20 protein-coding genes are annotated in these 20,206 nt (G+C 63.3%); 3 read left to right on the top strand and 17 right to left on the bottom strand.

The window, feature by feature from the left end; translation table 11 throughout:
• From nuoL to WA145_RS15440, 11 genes are all read right to left on the bottom strand, one after another.
• Complete coding sequence (gene nuoL / locus WA145_RS15490; protein ID WP_422582422.1) at nt 1-1,851, bottom strand: NADH-quinone oxidoreductase subunit L; 1,851 nt, start codon at nt 1,849-1,851, stop codon at nt 1-3.
• On the bottom strand, nt 1,848-2,156 hold the full coding sequence (gene nuoK / locus WA145_RS15485) for an NADH-quinone oxidoreductase subunit NuoK (RefSeq protein ID WP_090250586.1): 309 nt from the start codon (nt 2,154-2,156) through the stop codon (nt 1,848-1,850). Before nuoK ends, nuoL begins: the two co-directional genes overlap by 4 nt.
• Entirely contained in the window at nt 2,153-2,662 is a 510-nt protein-coding gene (gene nuoJ / locus WA145_RS15480) for an NADH-quinone oxidoreductase subunit J (protein ID WP_422582421.1), read from the bottom strand. The genes nuoK and nuoJ overlap by 4 nt, the downstream gene beginning before the upstream one ends.
• 9 nt (nt 2,663-2,671) lie before the next feature.
• The gene (gene nuoI, locus WA145_RS15475; RefSeq protein WP_422582420.1) at nt 2,672-3,220 is read right to left on the bottom strand and encodes an NADH-quinone oxidoreductase subunit NuoI; all 549 of its coding nucleotides are present in this window, start codon (nt 3,218-3,220) and stop codon (nt 2,672-2,674) included.
• A gap of 13 nt (nt 3,221-3,233) precedes the next feature.
• A complete protein-coding gene (gene nuoH / locus WA145_RS15470) occupies nt 3,234-4,226 on the bottom strand; it encodes an NADH-quinone oxidoreductase subunit NuoH (protein WP_422582419.1) in 993 nt (330 codons plus the stop codon).
• Entirely contained in the window at nt 4,223-6,943 is a 2,721-nt protein-coding gene (gene nuoG, locus WA145_RS15465) for an NADH-quinone oxidoreductase subunit NuoG (RefSeq protein ID WP_422582418.1), read from the bottom strand. The genes nuoH and nuoG overlap by 4 nt, the downstream gene beginning before the upstream one ends.
• A gap of 159 nt (nt 6,944-7,102) precedes the next feature.
• Nucleotides 7,103-8,452 carry an NADH-quinone oxidoreductase subunit NuoF gene (gene nuoF / locus WA145_RS15460; RefSeq protein WP_422582434.1) on the bottom strand — a complete coding sequence of 450 codons (1,350 nt, stop codon included), beginning with the start codon at nt 8,450-8,452 and terminating at the stop codon, nt 7,103-7,105.
• A gap of 5 nt (nt 8,453-8,457) precedes the next feature.
• Nucleotides 8,458-8,970, bottom strand: a complete 513-nt coding sequence (gene nuoE, locus WA145_RS15455) for an NADH-quinone oxidoreductase subunit NuoE (RefSeq protein ID WP_422582417.1) — start codon at nt 8,968-8,970, stop codon at nt 8,458-8,460.
• 1 nt (nt 8,971) lies between these two features.
• The gene (nuoC, locus tag WA145_RS15450) at nt 8,972-10,753 is read right to left on the bottom strand and encodes an NADH-quinone oxidoreductase subunit C/D (RefSeq protein WP_422582416.1); all 1,782 of its coding nucleotides are present in this window, start codon (nt 10,751-10,753) and stop codon (nt 8,972-8,974) included.
• A 56-nt stretch (nt 10,754-10,809) separates the two neighbouring features.
• Nucleotides 10,810-11,487: a NuoB/complex I 20 kDa subunit family protein gene (locus WA145_RS15445; RefSeq protein WP_422582415.1), complete on the bottom strand. Its 678-nt coding sequence runs from the start codon at nt 11,485-11,487 to the stop codon at nt 10,810-10,812.
• 10 nt (nt 11,488-11,497) lie between these two features.
• The gene (locus tag WA145_RS15440; protein ID WP_090379694.1) at nt 11,498-11,911 is read right to left on the bottom strand and encodes an NADH-quinone oxidoreductase subunit A; all 414 of its coding nucleotides are present in this window, start codon (nt 11,909-11,911) and stop codon (nt 11,498-11,500) included.
• A 268-nt stretch (nt 11,912-12,179) separates the two neighbouring features.
• On the opposite strand from WA145_RS15440, the gene WA145_RS15435 reads away from it, so the two are divergent.
• The 3 genes from WA145_RS15435 to WA145_RS15425 all read left to right on the top strand — a co-directional run bounded on the left by WA145_RS15435 (nt 12,180) and on the right by WA145_RS15425 (nt 16,688).
• Nucleotides 12,180-13,106, top strand: coding sequence for a hydrogen peroxide-inducible genes activator (locus tag WA145_RS15435; protein ID WP_422582414.1), 927 nt, complete (start codon nt 12,180-12,182; stop codon nt 13,104-13,106).
• A gap of 8 nt (nt 13,107-13,114) precedes the next feature.
• Nucleotides 13,115-15,190 (top strand): ATP-dependent DNA helicase RecG, encoded by a 2,076-nt coding sequence (recG, locus tag WA145_RS15430; RefSeq protein WP_422582413.1) that lies wholly within the window; start codon nt 13,115-13,117, stop codon nt 15,188-15,190.
• A 91-nt stretch (nt 15,191-15,281) separates the two neighbouring features.
• A complete protein-coding gene (locus WA145_RS15425) occupies nt 15,282-16,688 on the top strand; it encodes an HDOD domain-containing protein (RefSeq protein ID WP_422582412.1) in 1,407 nt (468 codons plus the stop codon).
• Between the two features lie 54 nt (nt 16,689-16,742).
• Here the strand turns inward: WA145_RS15425 and WA145_RS15420 are convergent, their stop codons facing one another.
• From WA145_RS15420 to WA145_RS15395, 6 genes are all read right to left on the bottom strand, one after another.
• Nucleotides 16,743-17,480, bottom strand: coding sequence for a hypothetical protein (locus WA145_RS15420; protein WP_422582411.1), 738 nt, complete (start codon nt 17,478-17,480; stop codon nt 16,743-16,745).
• Nucleotides 17,481-17,559: 79 nt separating this feature from the next.
• Nucleotides 17,560-17,952 (bottom strand): helicase, encoded by a 393-nt coding sequence (locus WA145_RS15415; RefSeq protein ID WP_422582410.1) that lies wholly within the window; start codon nt 17,950-17,952, stop codon nt 17,560-17,562.
• 138 nt (nt 17,953-18,090) lie between these two features.
• Entirely contained in the window at nt 18,091-18,363 is a 273-nt protein-coding gene (locus tag WA145_RS15410; RefSeq protein WP_108489153.1) for an HU family DNA-binding protein, read from the bottom strand.
• Between the two features lie 184 nt (nt 18,364-18,547).
• Nucleotides 18,548-19,696: an NAD(P)/FAD-dependent oxidoreductase gene (locus WA145_RS15405; protein ID WP_422582409.1), complete on the bottom strand. Its 1,149-nt coding sequence runs from the start codon at nt 19,694-19,696 to the stop codon at nt 18,548-18,550.
• A gap of 63 nt (nt 19,697-19,759) precedes the next feature.
• Nucleotides 19,760-19,927 (bottom strand): rubredoxin, encoded by a 168-nt coding sequence (locus WA145_RS15400; RefSeq protein ID WP_422582408.1) that lies wholly within the window; start codon nt 19,925-19,927, stop codon nt 19,760-19,762.
• A gap of 96 nt (nt 19,928-20,023) precedes the next feature.
• Nucleotides 20,024-20,191 carry a rubredoxin gene (locus tag WA145_RS15395; protein ID WP_422582407.1) on the bottom strand — a complete coding sequence of 56 codons (168 nt, stop codon included), beginning with the start codon at nt 20,189-20,191 and terminating at the stop codon, nt 20,024-20,026.
• Nucleotides 20,192-20,206: the final 15 nt, after the last annotated feature.

The raw sequence follows: 20,206 nt of genomic DNA, 5'->3' as shown, positions 1-20,206 counted from the left end.
TTAATTCAGAATCAGCAGCAGGCCGAGCACCAGTACGGCGCCCCCGGCAATCGATGTGGCGTACCAGCGCACCTGGCCGGTCTCGCTGCTGGCCAGCAGGGCGTTGCCGCCTCGCGCCAGACGCGGAATCAGGCCAATGCTGCGGTCGATCGGGTCACGCCCGAGCAACCGACAAAGCCGCAGGTAGGGCTGCACAAACAGCTTGTCGTAGAGCCAGTCGAAGCCCCAGGCGGCGAACCACCAGGCCGAGAGGAAGCGCCCCGGCGCGCTCTGCGCCACCGCTGTGGCGAAACTGCGCTGGCCGAGAAACAGCAGCGCGGCCAGCACGATGCCGATGATCGCGATGGCTCCGGAGGCGATTTCCAGACTGTGCTTGGCCTCGCCGCCGGCATGGCCGACGCTCTGCGGCAGCACACCGGCCAGCGGCGGGCTGATCAGCGCGCCAATAAAGGTCGACAGCACGATCAGGGTTACCAGCGGCAGCCAGTGCGCCACGCCATGGCCGGCATGGGCCTCGGTCTGCTGCTCACCATGGAAGGCGATAAAGATCAGGCGGAAGGTGTAGAGCGAAGTCAGGAAGGCGCCCACCAGGCCGGCATAGAGCAACCACTGATGACCGCTGGCAAAGGCTTCCCAGAGGATCTCGTCCTTGGAGTAGAAGCCGGCAGTGATCAACGGCAACGCCGCCAGCGCTGCGCCACCGACGATAAAGCTGGCGTAAGCCAACGGCAGTTTCTTCCACAAACCGCCCATCTTGAAGATGTTCTGCTCGTGGTGGCAGGCGTTGATCACCGCACCGGAAGCGAGGAACAGCAGCGCCTTGAAGAAGGCGTGGGTCATCAGATGGAAAATCGCCGCGTCCCAGGCGCCAACGCCTAGGGCAAGGAACATATAGCCGATCTGGCTCATGGTCGAGTAGGCGAGGATGCGCTTGATATCGGTCTGCACCAGCGCGGCAAAGCCGGCCAGCACCAGGGTCACGCCGCCGACGATACCAACCAGCTCAAGGATGTCCGGAGTCAGCAGGAACAGGCCGTGGGTCCGCGCGATCAGGTAAACGCCGGCAGTGACCATGGTCGCCGCGTGGATCAACGCGGAAACCGGGGTCGGGCCGGCCATGGCATCGGCCAACCAGGTCTGTAGCGGCAGTTGCGCGGACTTACCCACTGCGCCGCCGAGCAGCATCAGCGTGGCAATCCACAGCCAGCTGTCGCCTTCCACATACTTCTGCGGCGCCAGCGCCATCAGCTCCTGAATATTCAGGGTGCCTAGATGGAGGAACAGGATAAACAGGCCGATGGCCATAAACACGTCACCAACGCGGGTGACGATAAAGGCCTTGAGCGCCGCATTACCGTTGGCGCTGTGCTTGAAGTAGAAGCCGATTAGCAGGTAGGAGCAAAGCCCCACGCCCTCCCAGCCGAAGTACAGCACCAGCAGGTTATCGCCCAGCACCAGCAGCAGCATGCTGAAGATAAACAGGTTGGTGTAGGCGAAGAAGCGCGAGTAGCCCTCCTCGCCGCGCATATACCAGCTGGCGAACAGGTGGATCAGAAAGCCCACCCCGGTAACCACGCCGAGCATGGTCAGCGACAGGCCATCCAGGTACAGGGTGAAGCTCGGCGCAAAACCGGCCACGCTCATCCACTGCCACAGCACCTGGGTAAACACGCCGTTTTCCGGCGGATTAAGGTTGAACTGCACGATCACCCAGGCTGCGGTCAGGGCGGACAGGCCCACCGAGCCGACGCCAATCAGCGCAGAAAGGTTTTCGGAGAAACGCCCGCGCGAGAAGGCCAGAAGCAACCAGCCCAGCAGCGGAAAGACACAGGTCAGCAATAGAAGGTTCATCCGCGCATCTCGCTGGCAGCGTCGACATCGAGGGTGTTGAAGCGGCGATACAGCTGCAACAGGATCGCCAGGCCAATACTGGCTTCGGCGGCGGCCAGAGTGATCACCAGGATAAACATCACCTGGCCGTCAGGCTGGGCCCAACGGCTGCCCGCCACCACGAAGGCCAGGGCAGTGGCATTCATCATCACTTCCAGGCTCATCAGCACAAACAGGATATTGCGCCGCACCATCAGGCCGATCAGACCGAGGCTGAACAGCACGCCGGCCAGCGCCAGGCCGTGCTCCAGGGGAATCGCATTCATGCCGTTGGCTCCTTGGCATCGTGACGGCCGAGGTGATAGGCCGCGACCAGCGCAGCGAGCAGCAGCATCGACGCCAATTCCACCGCCAGCAGGTATGGCCCGTATAGGGCGATACCGACGGCTTTGGCATCAATGGTCTGCAAACCGAGGGCCGCGCCACTGGGCGACTGCAACAGCACATAGAGCAATTGCCCCAGCAACAACGCCGAGAGGATCGCCGGGCCGGTCCAGATACCGGGCGTCAGCCACTGGCGCTCCTGCTCGACCGCCGCCGGGCCGAGGTTGAGCATCATCACCACAAACACGAACAGCACCATGATCGCGCCGGCGTAGACGATGATCTCCAGCGCGCCGGCAAAGGGTGCGCCGAGGGCGAAGAAGGTCATCGCCACCGCCAGCAGCGAGAGAATCAGATACAGCAGGGCATGCACCGGATTGCTCGCGGTGATCACCCTGAATGTGGCCGCCACGGCAACGCCGGCGGCGAGGTAGAAAGCGAATTCCATATCCCCCCCTTAAGGAAGCAGGCCTTTGACGTTGATGGGCTCGGCTTCGTTTTGCGCGGCGCCTTTCGGCTTGCCGGCAATCGCCATACCGGCGACGCGGTAGAAGTTGTAGTCCGGGTTTTTGCCCGGGCCGCTGATCAGCAGGTCTTCCTTCTCGTACACCAGGTCCTGGCGCTTGAATTCGCCCATCTCGAAATCCGGGGTGAGCTGAATCGCCGTGGTCGGACAGGCTTCTTCGCACAGGCCGCAGAAGATGCAGCGCGAGAAGTTGATGCGGAAGAAATCCGGGTACCAGCGGCCATCCGGGGTCTCGGCCTTCTGCAGCGAGATACAGCCTACCGGGCAGGCCACCGCACAGAGGTTGCAGGCCACGCAGCGCTCTTCGCCGTCGGGGTCGCGGGTCAGCACGATGCGCCCGCGATAGCGCGGCGGCAGGTACACCGCCTCTTCCGGGTATTGCAGGGTGTCGCGCTTGCGAAAGCCATGGCTGAAGACCATGACCATGCTGCGCAGTTGGGTGTAGGTGCCGTGCAGCACATCCCGTATGTAGTTGAACATTCTGTGGTTCTCCTTACTGGGCCGCGGCCAGCACGAATGCGCCGGTCACCAGCAGGTTGATCAGGGTCAGCGGCAGGCAGAACTTCCAGCTGAAAGCCATAACCTGGTCATACCGTGGCCGCGGAATCGAGGCGCGCAGCAGGATGAAGATCATGATGAAAAAGCAGGTTTTCAGGGCGAACCAGAAAAACGGAATCTGCGGCAGGATGCCAAACGGCCCGTGCCAACCGCCGAAGAACAGGGTGACCAGCAGCGCCGAGATGGTGATGATGCCGATGTATTCGCCGACGAAGAACATGCCCCATTTCATCCCGGCATATTCGATGTGGTAACCATCGGCCAGCTCCTGCTCGGCTTCCGGCTGGTCGAAGGGGTGACGGTGAGTCACCGCCACACCGGCGATAAAGAAGGTACAGAAGCCGAAGAACTGCGGAATGATGAACCAGAGGTTTTCTGCCTGGTAATCGACGATATCGCGCATGTTGAACGAGCCGACCTGGGCGACGATGCCCATCAGCGCCAGCGCCAGAAACACCTCGTAGGACACCGTCTGCGCCGAGGCGCGCAGCGCACCGAGCAGGGCAAACTTGTTGTTACTGGCCCAGCCGGCGAACAGCACGGCATACACCGACAGCCCAGCCATGGCGAAGAAGAACAGGATGCCGATATTCAGGTCCGCCACGCCCCAGTTCGGGGTGATCGGGATAATCGCAAAGGCCAGCAACATGGCGGCGAAGGCGATCATCGGCGCGAGGATAAAGATGAACTTGTCGGCGAACGGCGGCGTCCAGTCCTCCTTGAAGAACATCTTGATCATGTCGGCGGCGATCTGAAACATGCCGAACGGCCCGACCCGGTTGGGGCCGTAGCGGTCCTGCCACCAGCCCAGCAGGCGCCGTTCGACAAAGCTCAGTAGCGCGCCACAGACCACCACTACCAGCAGAATCACGATGGCCTTGAGTACGGCGATCAGCACGTCCAGCACTTCGGGGCTCAGCCAACTCATTGCGCGGCCTCCTCAATGCGGGTGACCACGCTACCTGCGATCAGCGCCGGCATGCCCTCCAAACCGACTGGCAGGCCGACCACACCGATGGCCAGCTCTTCGGTGATCTGCAGCGGCAGGCGCAGGGTCCGCCCAGCGACTGTCAGGCTCAGCAGCGCGCCGTCATTAACGCCCAAGCGATCCGCTTCGGCCTTGGCCAGCAGCGCGTAAGGTGCAGGGATGCGCTCCTGCAGCGGCGCGGCGCCGGCCGAGGTTTCTTCACTGCCGAACAGGTGATGCAGCGCCACGGCCTGCAAGGTGCCCGGTGTCGGGTTAAAGGCCGCCGTTACGTTAAACCAGGGCAGCACCGTGCCCTTGGCTTCGATCAGGCGCACGCCCGGATCGCCGGCACGCAGATGACCGCCGACTTCGTCCTGGAACTTGTTCCAGGCCTGCGGCGAGTTCCAGCCCGGCGACCAGGCGAATGGAATCTGCTGACGGTCTTCCTGGCTGCCGGAATAGCCTTCCATGGAGAAGGCGAAGGCCGAGTCCTGGTCCTGCGGCTGACGCGGCTCATGCACGCTGATATTGGCGCGCATGGCGGTGCGACCGCTGTAACGGTGCGGCTCACGGGCCAGCTTGAGGCCCTTGATACGGAAGGTGGCGTTGGGCGCGGCTTCGCCGATACGTGCCAGCAGGCTGTTGCTGGCAGCAACGGCGGCGGTCACCGCATCCAGCTGGGTCCAGTCGAGGGGCTTGCCCTGCAGGGTGCTGTGCAGCGCATGCAGCCAGCGCCAGCCTTCGCGAATCAGAATATTGGCGTCGTAGTAGCTCGGCTCGAACACCTGGAAGAAGCGCTGAGCACGGCCTTCGAAACTGACCAGGGTGCCATCGCCTTCGGCGAAGCTGGCCACCGGCAGCAGCAGGTGGGCTTTTTCGCTGGTAGCGGTGTGCTGATGGTCGGCGACGATCACCAGCTTGGCGGCCGCCAATGCGGCATCGACCTGGGCCGCATCGGCGCGGCGATAGAGGTCGTTTTCCAGCACGATCACGGCATCGGCCTGGCCAGTCGTCAACGCTTGCAGCGCCGCATCGACAGACTCGCCACCCAGCAGAGCCAGGCCCATGCTGTTGGCTTCCGGCACCACCAGGCTGATGGAGGCGTTCTTTTCGCGATTTTTCAGCGCACTGGCGATATTCGCGGCGGCTTCGATCAGGCTCCTCTCGCCAAGGGAGGCGCCGGAGACGATCAGCGGCCGCTTGGCTTCAAGCAGCGCTTCAGCAATCAGCTGCACCAGCTCGGCTGCGTCACTGTCCAGACCGCTGACCGCCGGTGCGCTCGGGTCGATGGCGTGGGCCACGGCGAAACCGATACGCGCCAGGTCGGCCGGCGCCGCATGCACGCAGGCTTCGGCAATGTCATCTAGACGCGTGGCGGTGACGCTGGCGATAAACAGCGGATGCAGCGTGTCCTGAGCGACGTTCTGCACGGCAGCCATGTGCCAGTCCTGAATTTTCATCGACGCGGCGATTTCAGTGGCCTTGCCCTTGACCGTCTGACGCAGGGCCAGGGCCAGGCGTGCGGCTGTCTGGGTCAGGTCTTCACCGAGGATAAATACCGCGTCGTGCAGCTCGACTTCACGCAGGGTCGGCACCGGTAGCGGGCCGTTCTGCAGGATGTCGCGGATCAGGCGGATATTCTCCAGCTCGCCAGCGGCAATACCGGAGTAGTAGCTGGCCTCGCCGACCAGCTCACGCAGGGCGAAGTTGCTTTCCAGGCTGGCGCGCGGCGAGCCGATGCCGATGACGCGTTTGCCCTTGAGCAGCTCGGCGGCCTTGTCCAGCGCGGCGTCGATGCCGAGCGTTGCGCCACCGTCTTTATTCACCAGCAGCGGCTGACGCGGACGGTCCGTGCGGTTGACATAGCCGTAGCCGAAACGGCCACGGTCGCAGAGGAAATACTGGTTCACATCGCCGTTGAAACGGTTCTCGATGCGCCGCAATTCGCCGTAGCGCTCGCCGGGGCTGGTGTTGCAGCCGCTGGCGCAGCCATGGCAGATGCTCGGGGCAAACTGCATGTCCCACTTGCGGTTGTAGCGCTCGGAGTGGGTTTTGTCGGTAAACACACCGGTCGGGCAGACCTCGACCAGGTTGCCGGAGAACTCGCTTTCCAGCACGCCATCTTCGACCCGACCGAAGTACACGTTGTCATGCGCGCCGTACACGCCCAGGTCAGTGCCGCCGGCGTAGTCCTTGTAGTAGCGCACGCAGCGGTAGCAGGCGATGCAGCGGTTCATCTCATGGCCGATAAACGGGCCGAGCTGCTGGTTCTGGTGCGTACGCTTGGTGAAGCGATAACGGCGCTGGTTGTGGCCAGTCATCACTGTCATGTCCTGCAGGTGGCAATGGCCGCCCTCTTCGCACACCGGGCAGTCGTGCGGGTGGTTGGTCATCAACCATTCAACAACGCTGGCGCGGAACGCCTTGGATTCTTCATCGTCGATGCTGATCCAGGTGTTGTCGGTGGCCGGCGTCATGCACGACATGACGATGCGCCCGCGCGTATCGTTTTCATCGCTGTACTGCTTGACCGCGCACTGGCGGCAGGCGCCGACGCTACCGAGCGCCGGGTGCCAGCAGAAGTAAGGGATATCGAGACCGAGGGACAGGCAGGCCTGCAGCAGGTTGTCCGCCCCATCGACTTCGAAATCTTTGCCGTCTACGTGGATAGTGGCCATGGTTCAGGTTTCTTCTTTGCCCACCGAAGCGGGCTTGGCTAATGGAATGCTTTTGTCTCCCCTCTCCCTTGGGGAGAGGGGCCGGGGGTGAGGGGTAATGGTCGGAGTTGGCCAACTTCCCTCACCCCAGCCCTCTCCTAGGGGGAGAGGGGGCGTTATTTATAGGCTCACGGTTTCTACTTGCCCGGCCGGAGCCGCCGAGCTGGCGATGCCTGCCTCGAACTCCGAGCGGAAATACTTGATCGCACTGCCCAGCGGCTCAACGGCACCCGGTGCGTGGGCGCAGAAGGTCTTGCCGGGGCCGAGGAAATTGACCAGACCGAGCAGCGTGTCGATGTCCTGCTGCGTGCCTTGCTTGCGCTCCAGCGCACGGAGGATCTTCACGCTCCAGGGCAGACCATCGCGGCACGGCGTGCACCAGCCGCAGGATTCACGCGAAAAGAACTCTTCCATATTGCGCAACAGCGAAACCATGCTGATGCTGTCGTCCACCGCCAGTGCCAGGCCGGTGCCCATGCGCGTGCCGACCTTGCCGATACCGCCGGCATACATCAGCGCATCGAGGTGTTCAGGGAGCAGGAAGCCGGTGCCGGCACCGCCGGGTTGCCAGCACTTGAGGGTATAGCCATCGCGCATGCCGCCGGCGTAGTCCTCGAACAGCTCGCGGGCGCTTACGCCGAAGGGCAGCTCCCACAGGCCGGGGTTCTTCACCTTGCCGGAGAAGCCCATCAGCTTGGTGCCGTGGTCTTCACTCTCGGGGCGGGCCAGGCTCTTGTACCAGTCCACGCCATTACCGACGATGGCCGGCACGTTGCACAGGGTCTCGACGTTGTTCACGCAGGTCGGCTTGCCCCACACGCCGACGGCGGCCGGGAACGGCGGTTTGGCGCGCGGGTTGGCGCGGCGGCCTTCGAGGGAATTGATCAGCGCGGTTTCTTCACCGCAGATATAACGCCCGGCGCCGGTGTGGACGAACAGCTCGAAATCAAAACCGCTGCCGAGGATGTTCTTACCGAGCAGGCCGGCGGCCTTGGCTTCCTCGATGGCGCGATTCAGATTCGTCGCGGCATCGACGTACTCGCCGCGCAGGAAGATGTAGCCGCGATAGGCCTTGAGCGCGCGGGCGGAAATCAGCATGCCCTCCACCAGCAGGTGCGGCAGCTGCTCCATCAGCATGCGGTCTTTCCAGGTGTTCGGCTCCATCTCATCGGCGTTGCACAGCAGGTAGCGGATGTTCATCGACTCGTCGGCGGGCATCAGGCCCCACTTCACCCCGGTGGGGAAGCCGGCACCACCACGGCCCTTGAGGCCGGAGTCTTTCACCGTCTGCACGATATCGGCCTGAGCCATCTCACTCAGCGCCTGGCGCGCGGCGGCGTAGCCGTTCTTCGCCTGGTATTCCTCCAGCCACACCGGCTGGGCGTCGTCACGCAGGCGCCAGGTCAGCGGGTGAGTCTCCTCGCTGCGGGCAATCCTGTTGGCCGGGCCGATGGAGGTCAGCGTTTTCATACCATTCATTGGTAGGCCTCCAGCAGTTTGGCCACGCCGTCAGGTTGCACGTCACCAAAGGTGTCGTCGTCGATCATCAGCGCCGGGGCCTTGTCGCAGTTGCCCAGGCAGCACACCGGCAGCAGGGTAAAGCGGCTGTCGTTGGTGGTCTCGCCAAGGCCGATACCCAGCTGCTTGTGCATTTCAGCGACGACCGACTCATGGCCACCGACATAGCAGGTCATGCTGTCGCATACGCGAATGATGTGGCGGCCTACCGGCTGACGGAAAATCTGACTGTAGAAGGTGGCCACGCCTTCGACGTCGCTGGCGGGAATGCCGAGGATTTCGCCAATCGCATCGGCGGCGCCATCCGGCACCCAGCCACGGGCTTTCTGCACGATCTTCAGCGCTTCGATCGACGCCGCGCGCGGGTCTTCGTAATGGTGCATCTCGTGCTCAATGGCCGCCTGTTCGGCTGCGCTGAGGATAAAACGATCAGTCTGGATTAGCGTGTTGCTGTGGGTTGTCTGGATCATGTCAGCGGTCCACGTCAGCCATAACGAAGTCGATACTGCCCAGGTAGGCGATCAGGTCGGCGACCATGCTGCCGCGAATCACCGAAGGGATCTGCTGCAGGTGCGGGAAGCTCGGCGTGCGAATGCGCGTGCGGTAGCTCATGGTGCTGCCGTCGCTGGTCAGGTAGTAGCTGTTGATGCCCTTGGTCGCCTCGATCATCTGGAAAGATTCGTTGGCCGGCATCACCGGGCCCCAGGACACCTGCAGGAAGTGGGTGATCAGGGTTTCGATGTGCTGCAGCGTGCGCTCTTTCGGCGGCGGCGTGGTCAGCGGGTGATCGGCCTTGTACGGACCTTGCGGCATGTTGCGCAGGCACTGGTCGATGATCTTGATGCTCTGACGCATCTCTTCCACACGCACCATGCAGCGGTCGTAGGCATCGCCATTGGCAGCCAGCGGCACTTCGAACTCGAAGTTCTCGTAGCCGGAGTAAGGCCGCGCCTTGCGCAGGTCGAAGTCGCAGCCGGTGGCGCGCAAGCCGGCGCCGGTGGTGCCCCACTCCAGCGCTTCCTTGGTGTTGTATTGCGCCACACCGATGGTCCGCGCCTTGAGGATACTGTTCTGCAGGGCGGCCTTTTCGTACTCGTCGAGGCGCTTGGGCAGCCAGTCGACGAACTCCTTGACCAGTTTGTCCCAGCCGCGCGGCAGGTCATGGGCGACACCGCCGATGCGGTACCAGGCCGGGTGCAGACGGAAGCCGGTGATGGCTTCGATCACCTTGTAGGCGCGCTGACGGTCGGTGAAGGTGAAGAACACCGGGGTCATTGCGCCGACGTCCTGGATATAGGTGCCGAGGAACAGCAGATGGCTGGTGATGCGGAAAAACTCGGCCAGCATGATGCGAATCACGTCGACCCGTTGCGGCACGGTAATGCCCGCGAGTTTTTCCACCGCCAGCACGTAGGGCAGGTTGTTCATCACCCCACCGAGGTAGTCGATGCGGTCGGTGTAGGGAATAAAGCTGTGCCAGCTCTGCCGTTCGGCCATCTTCTCGGCGCCACGGTGGTGATAGCCAACCTCCGGCACGCAGTCGACAATCTCTTCACCGTCCAGTTGCAGGATGATGCGGAACGCGCCGTGGGCCGAGGGGTGATTGGGGCCGAGGTTGAGGAACATATAGTCCTCATGCTCGCCACCACGCTTCATGCCCCAGTCTTCCGGTTTGAAGCGCGCGGCCTCTTCTTCCAGCTGCTGTTTGGCCAGGGTCAGGCTGAACGGATCGAACTCGGTGGCGCGCGCCGGGTAATCCTTGCGCAGCGGGTGACCTTCCCAGGTCGGCGGCATCATGATCCGCGTCAGGAGCGGGTGGCCGCTGAAGTGGATGCCGTAGAGGTCCCAGACTTCGCGTTCATACCAGTTGGCGTTGGGCCAGATGCTGGTGACGCTGGGCACATTGAGGTCGCGTTCGGACAGGGCGACCTTGATCATCACATCGCTGTTCCGCTGCAGCGACATCAGGTGATAGAACACCGTGAAATCCGCATCCGGCAGGCCGCGACGCTGGGTGCGCAGGCGCTCGTCGACGCCATGCAGGTCATACAACATGACGTAGGGGCGCGGCAGATTGCGCAGGAAGGTCAGCACCTCGACCAGGCGCTCGCGGGCCACCCACAGCACCGGCATGCCGGTACGGGTGCTCTGGGCGGTAAAGGCTTCGGCGCCAAAACGGGAATTCAGTTCGACGACCACATCGTGGTCGTCAGCCTTGTACGGCGGTATGGACAGAATGCTGTCTGCAGTCATGGTCTCGGTCGCTATCGGTCAACGGCGTCAGTAGGCGGGCGGGGGCGTGCCCAGGCTCACACTTCGTCGGGGCTGCGCAGATGGGTCACGGCGATCCGCTCGGCGCGCCGTTGTTCTTTCTGCGAAGGCATGTCGGCACGGTAAACACCCTGATCACCGACCACCCAGGACAACGGCCGGCGCTCCTGACCGATGGATTCCTGCAGCAGCATCAAGCCTTGCAGAAACGCCTCGGGACGCGGCGGGCAACCGGGAATATAGACGTCGACCGGCAGGAACTTGTCGACCCCCTGGACCACGGAGTAGATGTCGTACATGCCGCCGGAGTTGGCGCAGGAGCCCATCGAGATCACCCACTTGGGTTCCAGCATCTGCTCGTACAGGCGCTGGATGACCGGGGCCATCTTGATAAAGCAGGTGCCGGCGATGACCATGAAGTCCGCCTGGCGTGGGGAGGCTCGAATCACTTCCGCACCAAACCGCGCCACGTCGTGCGGCGCAGTAAAGGCGGTGGTCATTTCCACATAGCAGCAGGACAGGCCGAAGTTGTACGGCCATAGGGAGTTCTTGCGCCCCCAGTTCACTGCGCCATTCAGTACATCGGCAAGTTTGCCCATGTAGATGTTCTTGTGGACTTGATCGTCTAGCAGCGGGTCGGAAACAGTCTCCCGCTCGCCGACCGGATAGCGCTCATTGGGCGCATCCGGATCGATCCGAGTAAGTTTGTAGTGCATCGCCAAAGCCTCATTGTTTTAGCTTCGCCTGCCGCTCACGACGGCCCTGAGGTGCCCAATCGAGCGCCCCGATCCGCCAAAGGTAGACAAGACCTGCCAACAGAATTGCTATAAAGACTGTAGCTTCGATCAGCCCAGCCCAGCCGCTTTCGCGCACCGAGACTGCCCAAGCGAAGAGAAAGAGGGCTTCAACGTCGAAGATCACGAAGAGCATCGCGACCAGATAGAATTTGGCTGACAGGCGCAGGCGCGCGCTGCCGACGGGCAACATGCCGGACTCAAAAGGTTCGTTCTTGCTGCGCCCCCAGGCTTTGCTACCCAGCAGGCTGGACAGCCCAAGCATGAACGCAATGAGCCCGAAGACTCCCAGCAGGAATACAGCAAAAGCCCAGTTATGGGACATGGTCGTTACCGCATCAGGCATGCCGGTACTCCTTGGGTAAAAGGAACGGCTTGTATAATTTTGTTATGGCGAGTGCGAAGCCCAAGCTGGGTCGCCCGCAAAGTATGGTCGCAATTCTATGCGCACAACGTTTTAGTAACTAATTATTTTCTGTTCACAAAGCGACATAAATGCGTAGCCAATCGCCAAAACCCGTTCAACACACCCAGCACCGGCGCTGAAGCGCATCAGCAGTTGGTTCCATTGAATACAGCCGCTATGCTTGGCTGCATCTCAATGGATAAAGACTATGACCCTCACCGAACTGCGCTACATAGTCACCCTCGCTCAGGAACAGCACTTCGGCCGCGCCGCCGAGCGTTGTCACGTCAGCCAGCCGACGCTGTCGGTGGGGGTGAAGAAACTCGAAGATGAGCTGGGTGTGCTGATCTTTGAGCGCAGCAAGAGCGCAGTGCGCCTGACCCCGGTCGGCGAAGGCATCGTCACCCAGGCGCAGAAGGTGCTGGAGCAGGCCCAGGGCATCCGCGAGCTGGCCCAGGCCGGCAAGAACCAGATGGCCGCACCGTTGAAGATCGGTGCGATCTACACCGTCGGCCCCTACCTGTTCCCCCATCTGATTCCGCAACTGCACCGCGTCGCCCCGCAGATGCCGCTGTATATCGAAGAGAACTTCACCCATGTGCTGCGCGACAAGCTGCGCAATGGCGAGCTGGACGCGATCATCATCGCCCTGCCGTTCGTTGAGGCCGACGTGCTGACCAAGCCGCTGTACGACGAACCCTTCTACGCCCTGCTGCCGGCTGGCCACCCCTGGGCTGCGATGAAGACCATCGACAGCAAGCTGCTGAATGACAAGAGCCTACTGCTGCTCGGCGAAGGCCACTGCTTCCGCGATCAGGTGCTGGAAGCCTGCCCGACCCTGCGCAAGGGCGGCGAAGACAGCGCCAAGCACACCACGGTGGAATCCAGCTCGCTGGAAACCATCCGCCATATGGTCGCCTCCGGCCTTGGCGTGTCGATCCTGCCGTTCTCCGCGGTCGACAGTCATCACTACGCCCCCGGCGTGATCGAAGTACGCCCACTCAGCGCGCCCGCGCCGTTCCGCACCGTGGCCATCGCCTGGCGCGCCAGCTTCCCGCGGCCAAACGCCATCGAAGTACTGACCGACTCGATCCGCCTTTGCTCGGTGGCGCGTCCACTGCCCAAGAGCAGCTAAGCCAGGCCATGAGCGAACTGGCCGCGGTTTCTGTCACCGCGCTGAAAGGCGTGGGTGCGGCCCTGGCGGAAAAGCTCGCCAAGGTTGGCCTGGAAACCCTGCAGGATGTGCTGTTTCACCTGCCGCTGCGCTACCAGGACCGCACCCGCATCGTGCCGATTGGCGCGCTGCGCCCCGGTCAGGATGCGGTGGTGGAAGGCATAGTCGCTGGCGCGGACGTGGTCATGGGGCGCCGGCGCAGCCTGCTGGTGCGCCTGCAGGACGGCAGCGGCACCCTCTCCCTGCGTTTCTACCATTTTAGCCAGGCGCAGAAAGAAGGCCTTAAGCGCGGCACCCAGGTGCGCTGCTACGGTGAAGTTCGCCCCGGCTCGTCGGGCCTGGAGATCTACCACCCGGAATACCGCGCACTGTCCGGCAGCGAGCCGATTGCCGTGGAACAGACCCTGACGCCGATCTACCCGACCACCGAAGGCCTGACCCAGCAACGCCTGCGTCAGCTTAGCGAACAGGCCCTGGCGCGCCTCGGCCCGCACAGCCTGCCGGACTGGCTGCCGCGCGAACTGGCCGACGATTACCAGCTCAGCCCGCTGGATCAGGCGATTCGCTATCTACATCGGCCACCGCCGGATGCCGACCTAGAAGAACTCGCCGAAGGCCGCCACTGGGCCCAGCACCGCCTGGCCTTCGAGGAACTGCTGACCCATCAACTGTCGCTGCAACGCCTGCGCGAGAGCGTCCGCGCCCAGCAGGCACCAGCGCTGCCGCTGGCGCAAAGCCTGCCGCAGCAATACCTGGCCAACCTGGGCTTTAGCCCTACCGGCGCGCAACAGCGGGTCGGCGCGGAAATCGCCTACGACCTCAGCCAGAGCGAGCCAATGCTGCGCCTGGTGCAGGGCGATGTCGGCGCCGGCAAGACCGTGGTCGCCGCCTTCGCCGCCCTGCAAGCACTGGAAGCCGGTTACCAGGTGGCGCTGATGGCGCCGACCGAGATTCTTGCCGAGCAGCATTTCATCAACTTCCGCAAATGGCTGGCGCCGCTGGGCCTGGACGTCGCTTGGCTGGCCGGCAAACTCAAGGGCAAGGCCCGCGCCAGCGCCCTGGAGCAGATCGCTGGCGGCGCGCCCATGGTGGTTGGCACCCACGCGCTGTTTCAGGAGGAGGTGCAGTTCCACAAACTCGCCCTGGTGATTATCGATGAGCAACACCGCTTCGGCGTGCAACAGCGCCTGGCCCTACGCCAGAAAGGCATCGGCGGGCGCATGTGTCCGCACCAGCTGATCATGACCGCCACGCCGATCCCACGAACCCTGGCGATGAGTGCCTACGCCGACCTCGACACCTCGATCCTCGACGAACTGCCGCCCGGCCGTACCCCGGTGAATACCCTGGTAATCGCCGACAGCCGCCGCCTGGAAGTGGTCGAGCGCGTGCGCCTGGCCTGCAATGAAGGGCGCCAGGCCTATTGGGTGTGCACGCTGATCGAGGAATCCGAAGAGCTGACCTGCCAGGCCGCGGAAACCACCTTCGAGGATTTATCGGCAGCGCTCGGCGGACTGAATGTCGGGCTGATCCACGGGCGCATGAAGCCTGCGGAAAAAGCTGCGGTGATGGATCAGTTCAAACAGGGCCAACTGCAGCTGCTGGTAGCCACCACGGTGATCGAGGTCGGCGTCGACGTGCCCAACGCCAGCCTGATGATCATCGAGAACCCGGAACGCCTGGGCCTGGCCCAACTGCATCAGCTACGCGGCCGGGTCGGGCGCGGCAGCGCCGCCAGCCACTGCCTGCTGCTCTATCACGCGCCACTGTCGCAACTGGGCCGCCAGCGCCTGGCCATCATGCGCGAGACCTGCGATGGCTTCGTCATCGCCGAAAAGGACCTGGAACTGCGCGGCCCCGGCGAGATGCTCGGCACCCGCCAGACCGGCCTGCTGCAGTTCAAGGTCGCCGATCTGATGCGCGATGCCGACTTGTTGCCCGCCGTACGCGACGCCGCGCAGGCGCTGCTGCAACACTGGCCACAGCATGTCAGCCCGCTACTTGAACGCTGGTTGCGCCACGGCCAACAATACGGGCAAGTGTGAAGCAGCGCACAGGGCAACCGTCGCCTCAAGCCTCGCCTGCCACAACCGCCGTTTATACTTGCCAAGAATGCTGCCTCAGCCGGACGCCATCATGACCGAACTCGCCCTCTCCACCGACACCGCGCCGCAGCCCCCTGCGGTGATTCTGCAATTGCTGGATAAGCTCGGTCTGGCCTACCAAGTTTGCCGTGATCTGCCCGGTCTGCCCGCCGCGCAACGCCTGCAAGCGGTGCTGCTGGATGACACAGTGGGCGCCCTGCTGGTGCTCTATCCGCAGAGCCAGCTGCTCGACCTCAACCGCCTGACCGAACTGACCGGCCGCCAGCTGACTGCGGTCAAGCCGGAGCGCCTGGAGCGCATGCTCGGCAAACACAGCCTGAAAGTGTTGCCCGGCCTGCCGCCGCTGACCAGCTCGCCCTGCCTGTATGACGAACGCCTGCTGCAGGTGCCGAGCCTGTATATCGAGTCGGGCCAGCGCGGCGTGCTGCTGGAGCTAAGCACCGAGGCCTTCAAGAGCCTGCTGAGCAAGGCCAGCGCCGCGCGTTTCGGCGAGCCGCTGGAGAATATCCGTCTGAACCTCGATCGCCCCGACGACGATCGCGCGGAGATCACCCAGGCAGTGCAGGCCTTTACCGCCCGGCGCATCCAGCAGCGCCTGGAAGAAACCATCGAGATTCCACCGCTGCCGGAAACCGCGCAGAAGATCATCAAGCTGCGTGTCGACCCGGATGCCACGGTGGATGACATCACCGGCGTGGTCGAAACCGACCCGGCGCTGGCCGCCCAGGTGGTCAGCTGGGCGGCCTCGCCCTACTACGCCGCGCCCGGGAAAATCCGCTCGGTGGAAGACGCCATCGTCCGCGTGCTGGGCTTCGACCTGGTGATCAACCTGGCCCTCGGTCTGGCGCTGGGTAAAACCCTGAGCCTGCCCAAAGATCAACCGCAGCACGCTACGCCGTACTGGCAGCAGGCCATTTACAGCGCCGCGGTGATCGAAGGGCTGACCCGCGCCATTCCGCGCGCACAGCGTCCGGAAGCCGGCCTGACCTACCTCGCCGGCCTGCTGCATAACTTCGGTTATCTGGTACTGGCGCATGTGTTTCCGCCGCACTTCTCGCTGATCTGCCGGCACCTGGAGGTCAATCCACACCTGCCTTCCAGCTATATCGAGCAGCATTTGCTTGGTATCAGCCGCGAGCAGATCGGCGCCTGGCTGATGCGTTACTGGGATATGCCGGAAGAACTGGCCAGCGCCCTGCGCTTCCAGCATGACCCCGAGTACAGCGGCCCCCACGCCACCTACCCGAACCTGGTGTGCCTGTCGGTCAGCCTGCTGCGCAATCGCGGCATCGGTGCCGGGCCGCAGAGCGAGATTGCGCAAAGCCTGTTCGACAACCTCGGTATCAGCCGGGACAAGGCCGAAGAAGCCGTAAGCAAGGTGCTGGCCGCCGAAGTTGCGCTGCGCGAACTGGCCGCGCAATTCCACCCCGCGCATTAAATCTGCAGAAACACAAAGGGGCCTACGGGCCCCTTTGTCGTTGCAGTCGAATGATTACTGCTTGAGCTGCGCCCGCCGTGCGGCGAACAGTTGCGGCAGCACCTGCACGCTGCTATCGAGCAACCGGGCCACGGCGGGTTGCTCATACAGGGCAGCATATTCGGCCAGTTTCTCGCTGGGCATCTGCCGGTAGGCGTAGAGCATAAAGGCCTCCACCGCCTCGGCGCTGGACGCCCGCAATGCGTTCTTCTGGGCCTTGGTCTGAGCGCTCAGGGCCTTTTCGTCGATGCTTTCGCCACGGCCCTGCAAGGCCAGAAACGCCTGGGTCTTGCCGACCTCATAACGCAGCAGGGTGGCCAAGGTGGTGGTGTGCGCGGCGGCATCCAGGCGCCGCACCAGCGCCAGGCGTTCCTCGCGCGGCGGGCGCGCGGCCAGTTGTTTGCGATAAGCCGCCAAACCTTCTGCGCCGCCCTCACCGACCGCACGCTCGGCAGCGGTAAAGCCCTGCGCCAGCGGGCTTTCCAGCAGGCGTTGGGCCTGTTGCAGCTGGGCTTGATCGAGCGTGCCGGTCAGCTGCTTGGCCAGGTCCAGGCACAGGCCGTCGGCGGCAAACACCTTGGCCAACTGTGCTTGCTGTTTATCGCTCAGGCCGCGCTGCACCAGCGGCGCGCTCTGTTCGCAGAGCAAACGGATGCCGGCCAGCTCGAATAATGGCGCAAAGGCTTCGGCTTTGGGGGGCGCGGCATGGGCCAGGGAGGTGGAAAACAGCAGGGCACTCAACAGCAGACGCATGGGCAAACTCTCACTAGGGCTATGCCCAGCCTAGCGAAAGCCGCGCGCGCCGGCCAGCCCTGGCGCGCGGCGATGAGGCTCAGGCAGCCTTTTTCGCGGCGTCTGGCTTTTTCGGCATCAGGTGCTTGGTCAGCCCCTGGAACCAGATCACCAATGCCGGGTTGCCCTGGATCTGGATGTCCTTGTTCTGGATGCCCTGCATAAACGCCAGCTGCTTGTTTTTCGCGCTCATGGTGGCGAAACCGTAGGCGGCATCCTTAAAGCCGAGGGCAAACGCCGGCTCGCTGGCCGGGCCGCGCTTACTGCTGATGCGCTGGTCTTTGACGATAAAGTGACGGGCAACCTTGCCGTCCAGGGTGTGCAATTGGAAAACCATGTCGCGGTCCACCAGTTGCTGCTGGAACGCCGGGTTGTCACGGCTGGCCTTGTTCATCAGGCGGCCCAGCATCCACAGAAGAAAACGGAATTTCATGCGCGCGGCCTCGCAAAGGGAAGGAAAAGGCGGCGCATTGTAGCGGTTTGCGGCGGGGACTACATCCGGCTGAAAGAACGGCGTGAACACGCCAGCCGGCGGGAGCAGCCCGGAGCCAAAGGCTCCGGGCCTGAGGACTCAGTTGACCGCGTCTTTCAGGGACTTGCCCGGCTTGAAGGCGACGGTGTTGCTGGCCTTGATCTTGACCGGCTCGCCGGTTTGCGGGTTTTTACCGGTGCGAGCACCGCGGTGGCGTTGCACGAAAGTACCGAAGCCCACCAGGGTGACGCTGTCCTTGCGGTTCAGGGCGCTGGTGATTTCTTCGAGTACCGCGTTAAGTACACGGTTTGCCTGATCTTTAGTCAGATCCGCCTTATCGGCGATGGCGGCGGCGAGTTCCGGTTTACGCATAAATGCCTCTTTCGGTTTTTGTTGTTGTGTCCGGGCTGCTCTGCGCGAGCAGATACCAAGGCGCGGCAACAGCTCTAGGCTGCGGCAGACTGAGGGAGAATGGCATGCCATCCGGCCCTGCGCCAGTCTTGTCCGACAGTTAAACCGGGCAACTTTGTGGCATATCCGACAGAACGGCCGTCATTCAGGCCATAAGTGCAGGTAAAAGCTTATTCAGGGCCAGCTTTTCCTGCACGGCAGTGCCGGTGAGCGCGTAACCGAGCAGCGCACCGCTGCTGTCATGGCACAGCGCCTTGATGTCGCCAGCGCTACCTTCCACGCTCCACTCGCCTTGCAAGCCGCGCGGTGGCGGCGATACCACCAGCGGACAGACCGGGGTTTTCACCGTGACCGGCATCGGCCCGTAGCTCACCGCCGTCGGGGTGCCGGCCAGGGTTTGCGCCAGGGCGCGGGCGCAGGTCATCAGCGGCATGACGTAGAGCAGGTTGATCCCATCGACCTCGGCGCAGTCGCCCAGGGCGTAGATATTGGCGTGGGAGGTGCGCAGCTGGCGGTCGACCACCACCCCGCGATTGACCGCCAGCCCGGCCGCAGCCGCCAGTTCGATACGCGGACGCAGACCCACGGCCGAAAGCACCAGATCGCACTCGAGCAGCGTGCCGTCAGACAAGTGCGCCTGCAGCGTATCGCCCTGGTGATGCAGACTGGCCAGCACCGGACCGAGGTGGAAACGCGCGCCCAAGCCTTCCAGGCCGGCTTGAACTGCGGCCGCAGCCGCCGGATGCAGCAGACCGGGCATCACCTGCTCGCAGGGCGCGACCAGTTCGACCTGATAGCCACCCAGGCTCAGGTCATTGGCAAACTCGCAACCGATCAGCCCGGCGCCCAGCAGCAGGACGCGCTGTTTGCCGGCGGCGGCGGTGCGAAAGCGCGCGTAGTCCTCCAGGTCATTGATCGAGAAGATCGCGTCACTGGCATCGCCTTCCACCGGCACGCGAATCACCTCGGCGCCCCAGGCCAGCACCAGATCGCGATAGGGTACGGCCTCTTCGCCGATCCACAGCCGGTTGTGGCCGGGGTCGATGCCGCTGATCCGGGTATGGGTGCGCACTTCTGCCTTGAGCTGTTCGGCCATGGCGCCCGGCTCGGCCATGCTCAGGCCATCGGCGTCCTTGTTCTTGGCAAAGCCGGTGGACAGCATCGGCTTGGAATACGAGCGACCGTCGTCGGCGGTGATCAGCAGCAGCGGGGTTTGGCTGTCCAGCTTGCGAAATTCACGGGCCAGGTTGTAGCCGGCCAGGCCGGTGCCGACGATGACGACAGGTGCACTCATACTGCATTCCTCACACAGACCGCGCATTGCGGCGGCCGTAATAGATTTCAGGGCTGACGCGGCTCAGGCGATTTCGATCATCTCGAAATCCAGCTTGCCGACGCCGCAATCGGGACACAGCCAGTCGGCGGGAATATCTTCCCAGGCCGTACCGGGTGCGATGCCTTCGTCGGGCAGGCCGAGGGCTTCGTCATAGATAAAACCGCACACCACACACTGCCACTTGCGCATAGCCACCTCGCCGCCTATTCAGCTCGTTGGTATCTAGTATGCGCATTCACTAAACAAAACGGCGACCCTTAGGTCGCCGTCTGTTACAGCTTGAGCTCAGCCGATTTCGATCATTTCAAAATCCAGTTTGCCGACGCCACAGTCAGGGCACAGCCAGTCTTCCGGGACATCCTGCCAGGGCGTGCCGGCGGCGATGCCTTCATCAGGCCAGCCCTGGCTCTCGTCGTAAATCAGTCCACAGACTACACATTGCCACTTCTTCATAACTACCTCAGGCGA

The sequence above is a fragment of the Pseudomonas sp. genome (assembly GCF_049301935.1).
Taxonomy (GTDB): Bacteria; Pseudomonadota; Gammaproteobacteria; order Pseudomonadales; family Pseudomonadaceae; genus Aquipseudomonas.
The sequence above is the reverse complement of the archived record's forward strand: the minus strand, read 5'-3'. Positions and strand labels throughout refer to the sequence as shown.

Coding starts and splice junctions, on each gene's coding strand:
- nuoJ (WP_422582421.1), bottom strand. CDS start 2,662: ATGGAATTCGCTTTCTACCTCGCCGCCGGCGTTGCCGTGGCGGCCACA.
- WA145_RS15405 (WP_422582409.1), bottom strand. CDS start 19,696: ATGAGTGCACCTGTCGTCATCGTCGGCACCGGCCTGGCCGGCTACAAC.
- WA145_RS15420 (WP_422582411.1), bottom strand. CDS start 17,480: ATGCGTCTGCTGTTGAGTGCCCTGCTGTTTTCCACCTCCCTGGCCCAT.
- nuoF (WP_422582434.1), bottom strand. CDS start 8,452: ATGAAAACGCTGACCTCCATCGGCCCGGCCAACAGGATTGCCCGCAGC.
- WA145_RS15425 (WP_422582412.1), top strand. CDS start 15,282: ATGACCGAACTCGCCCTCTCCACCGACACCGCGCCGCAGCCCCCTGCG.
- WA145_RS15410 (WP_108489153.1), bottom strand. CDS start 18,363: ATGCGTAAACCGGAACTCGCCGCCGCCATCGCCGATAAGGCGGATCTG.
- WA145_RS15445 (WP_422582415.1), bottom strand. CDS start 11,487: ATGCACTACAAACTTACTCGGATCGATCCGGATGCGCCCAATGAGCGC.
- nuoI (WP_422582420.1), bottom strand. CDS start 3,220: ATGTTCAACTACATACGGGATGTGCTGCACGGCACCTACACCCAACTG.
- WA145_RS15415 (WP_422582410.1), bottom strand. CDS start 17,952: ATGAAATTCCGTTTTCTTCTGTGGATGCTGGGCCGCCTGATGAACAAG.
- WA145_RS15395 (WP_422582407.1), bottom strand. CDS start 20,191: ATGAAGAAGTGGCAATGTGTAGTCTGTGGACTGATTTACGACGAGAGC.
- nuoE (WP_422582417.1), bottom strand. CDS start 8,970: ATGATCCAGACAACCCACAGCAACACGCTAATCCAGACTGATCGTTTT.
- WA145_RS15440 (WP_090379694.1), bottom strand. CDS start 11,911: ATGCCTGATGCGGTAACGACCATGTCCCATAACTGGGCTTTTGCTGTA.
- nuoH (WP_422582419.1), bottom strand. CDS start 4,226: ATGAGTTGGCTGAGCCCCGAAGTGCTGGACGTGCTGATCGCCGTACTC.
- nuoG (WP_422582418.1), bottom strand. CDS start 6,943: ATGGCCACTATCCACGTAGACGGCAAAGATTTCGAAGTCGATGGGGCG.
- nuoL (WP_422582422.1), bottom strand. CDS start 1,851: ATGAACCTTCTATTGCTGACCTGTGTCTTTCCGCTGCTGGGCTGGTTG.
- nuoK (WP_090250586.1), bottom strand. CDS start 2,156: ATGAATGCGATTCCCCTGGAGCACGGCCTGGCGCTGGCCGGCGTGCTG.
- WA145_RS15435 (WP_422582414.1), top strand. CDS start 12,180: ATGACCCTCACCGAACTGCGCTACATAGTCACCCTCGCTCAGGAACAG.
- nuoC (WP_422582416.1), bottom strand. CDS start 10,753: ATGACTGCAGACAGCATTCTGTCCATACCGCCGTACAAGGCTGACGAC.
- WA145_RS15400 (WP_422582408.1), bottom strand. CDS start 19,927: ATGCGCAAGTGGCAGTGTGTGGTGTGCGGTTTTATCTATGACGAAGCC.
- recG (WP_422582413.1), top strand. CDS start 13,115: ATGAGCGAACTGGCCGCGGTTTCTGTCACCGCGCTGAAAGGCGTGGGT.